This is a genomic window from Armatimonadota bacterium (assembly GCA_020354555.1).
Lineage (GTDB): Bacteria > Armatimonadota > Hebobacteria.
In genome coordinates this window covers 3,424,075-3,427,252 of sequence record CP070648.1, presented here as the reverse complement: position 1 = coordinate 3,427,252, position 3,178 = coordinate 3,424,075, and the positions used below count along the sequence as shown (strand labels likewise).

Sequence of the window (3,178 nt, the reverse complement as noted above, 5' to 3'; positions counted from 1 at the left end):
CTGCGCCACTGACTGCACGACGGACGCCGACCTCGACGGAACCATCTACTGCGCGGACACGTGTCTCGATGCCGACGGCGACGGCTACGGCGACGCGGGTGGTGCGGGCAACTCCTGCACGGCTGCCGACTGCGACGATGCTGTCGATACCTGCACGACCGACTGCACGACGGACGTCGATCTGGACGGCACGACGGACTGTGCGGACACATGCCTCGATGCCGATGGTGACGGCTACGGCGATGGGGGCGGCGCTGGGAACTCCTGCGCCGCTGCCGACTGTGATGACAGCATTCTGGAGGTCTGGGCCACACCCGGCGAGGTCCGGGATCTCGTATTCCTCGCTGACAAAATGACGTTGAGTTGGACCGCGCCGGTCGAGCCGGGGGCCACCACGGTTGTCTACGACACGATTCGTTCAGCCGAGCCGGCGGACTTCATCACCTCCGCGGATTGCGTCGAGTCGAACGACGGCGCAGACACGATGGCGACCGATCCAGAAGTACCACTGACCAACTCGCTCTTTGCGTATCTCGTTCGCGCGGAGAACGACTGCCCCACGAGCCAGGGTCCGCTCGGCACCGACTCCGCAGGCAGTGATCGCCAGGGCAGGGCATGCGACGGGCCAGAGTGCACGCCGAATGGTTCCTCGTGCATCGAGGACACCGACTGCTGCTCGAACAAGTGCAACGGCCCGCAAGGCGGCAAGACTTGTCGCCCGTGAATGCTCCCAGGCTCCGCGCCGACGCTCGAAGGTCAGCGTTCCACGGAGCGCAGCCGATCGTGATGTGGAACCCTCTGAGGTGATCCCCGAACGGTGCGCCCAGACGCGTAAAACACTGCAAATATTGGACGTATGGCCATGGCCGGGTCGTTTCGCCGCGCTGACCTGTAAATCTCTCTTCTTCAGAGACTTGCGTAGTGAGACGCACCGTTGAGGGATCACCTCACACATCATGCACAAGGCGCTTGTGAGCCGGGGCGAGAGGGGGGGCGTGCCGGAAGGCCGAGAAATTCGAGGATGGCGCGTGTGACATCGGGCGGATGGATGGCCGCGAGAAGGCGCATCCGGCGGTGACAGCAAGGGCCTTCGAGCACATCGACGGCGAACACGCGCGCCATCAATTCAGTCCAGGGAGGGCGAAGCGAGGGGGAGCCTCGCCGTGGGGGGCTTGTTTCGGCATCATCCGGTCTTCCACCAGTCTCAGACTCATCGCGTGAGTGCGGGTCGCTCTACGGCGATGACGCCTGCGTGGCGCTACAACAGTCGTGTCGAGCGGGAAACCGATTACAACCTGAGATCGTCGTAGCGTTCGCCATGGCGCACGGGTACCATGCACATGGCGCGAAAGAAACTCAGCTGGATCACGATCCATGAAGCTTCAACCGGGTACGAGACTTGGCAATTACGAGATCCGGGACTATCTGGCCGCAGGAGGAATGGGCGAGGTGTACCGCGCCCGTGATACCCGCCTGGACCGTGACGTGGCGATTAAGGTGCTGCCAGAGAAGTTCGCCGATGATACTGACGCGCTCCGCCGCTTCGAACGCGAGGCCAAGGCCGTGGCCGCGCTCGCTCACCCCAACATTCTCGCCATCTACGACTTCGGCACAGTAGAAGGCGCGCCCTATGCGGTCATGGAGCTGCTCGAGGGCCATTCGCTGAGCGAGCTCCTGCACGAAGGCCCGCTTCCGCCGCGCAAAGCCGCGACGCTGGCGCGGCAGGTGGCCGAAGGCCTGGCCGCCGCGCACGATCGCGGCATCATCCACCGCGACCTCAAGCCCGAGAACATCTTCATCACCACTGACGGCCATGCCCGGATCCTAGACTTCGGCCTCGCTTCAGTTCACCAAAAAGCCCCGGAATCGGCGGAAGGCAGCGCCGCGGCGGCAGACCCGACAGCGATGAAGACGGTGACCCGTCCGGGCACGGTGCTCGGGACGGCCGGTTACATGGCGCCGGAACAGGTCCGCGGCGAGAACGTCGATCACCGCTCGGACATCTTCGCGTTCGGCTGCGTGCTTTATGAGATGCTGGGCGGACATCGGGCGTTCCAGCGCGACACCCGCGCTGAAACGATGACGGCAGTACTACGCGAAGAACCGGATTCACTGGCGAGCATCTCGGGCGGTATCTCACCGGTGATGGAGCGCGTCGTGCGCCGCTGCCTGGAGAAGAACCCGGAAGAACGCTTTCAGTCCGCGCGCGACCTCGCCTTCACTATTGAAGACACTTCTTCTGTTTCCGACTCAACCCATGCAGCGGTGGCGGACACCGGTGAGTCCGTGGGCGAAAGCAAGCGCAGAATGCCGGGCTGGGTGGGCACCGCGCTCGCCATTGCAATCGGGTTTGTCGCGGGCATGCTGGCGCTTCCCCGCGGGGAGCAGGACGTCCCGGAGCCGCCGCGCATCCGTACCCTCACTGTGTCTGGCTATGACTCCGAACCCAACGCAGCCCCCGACGGCCGCATCGTCGCCTTCAGCTCCAATCGTGACGGCACGCCGCGCATCTGGCTCAAGCAGCTGGTCGGCGGCGGGGAAGAACCACTAACAGAGGGTCCCGACCAGTTGCCGAGGTTTTCGCCGGATGGGTCTTCTCTACTCTTCATTCGCGACGAGGGCAACGTGCAATCGGTGTACCGGCAGTCTCTAGTGGGGGGACAGGTGCGCAAGCTCGTCGAGGACGCAGCCGAGGCCGCGTGGTCGCCGGATGGAGAGCGGATCGCCTTCGTGCGCGTACGCAAGGGGCAACGCGCCGGCATGATCGGCGTGGCCGACGCGAGCGGCTCGGGTGAAGAGATCATCTTCGAAGCCGAACGGACGATAAGCTCGATCAACTGGTCTCCCGACGGTCGTACGATCGTCGCGGTGCAGAATTCGCTAACGGGCAATAACCCGGACGGGCTGCTGGTCGTGCTGGATCCGGCCACCCATGAGGCGCGACACCTCGATCCCAGCGGTGCCGGCGTACCCATGTCCGGTCTCAGCTGGACCGCGGACGGTAATCTGATTCTGGCTATCGCCGGGACGCTTCTCGGCGACCAGGGCGAACCGTCGAGCCGGTTCGTGCGCTACGCGCTGGATACCGGTGCTGTCACGACGTTGTTCTGGACGCAGTATCTCTTCCCCAGCCAGGGTCTTCGAGCCGACGCGACCGTCGCCGATATCGTTGCCCCGG

Annotated in this window: 2 protein-coding genes; both read left to right on the top strand. The window is 64.5% G+C overall.

Annotated elements, in window-relative coordinates:
* Positions 1–724 (top strand): hypothetical protein (locus JSV65_14035; protein UCH33674.1); only part of this gene is annotated, 724 nt, incomplete at its 5' end.
* A gap of 650 nt (positions 725–1,374) precedes the next feature.
* On the top strand, positions 1,375–3,178 hold a 1,804-nt coding region (locus JSV65_14030), incomplete at its 3' end, for a serine/threonine-protein kinase (protein UCH33673.1).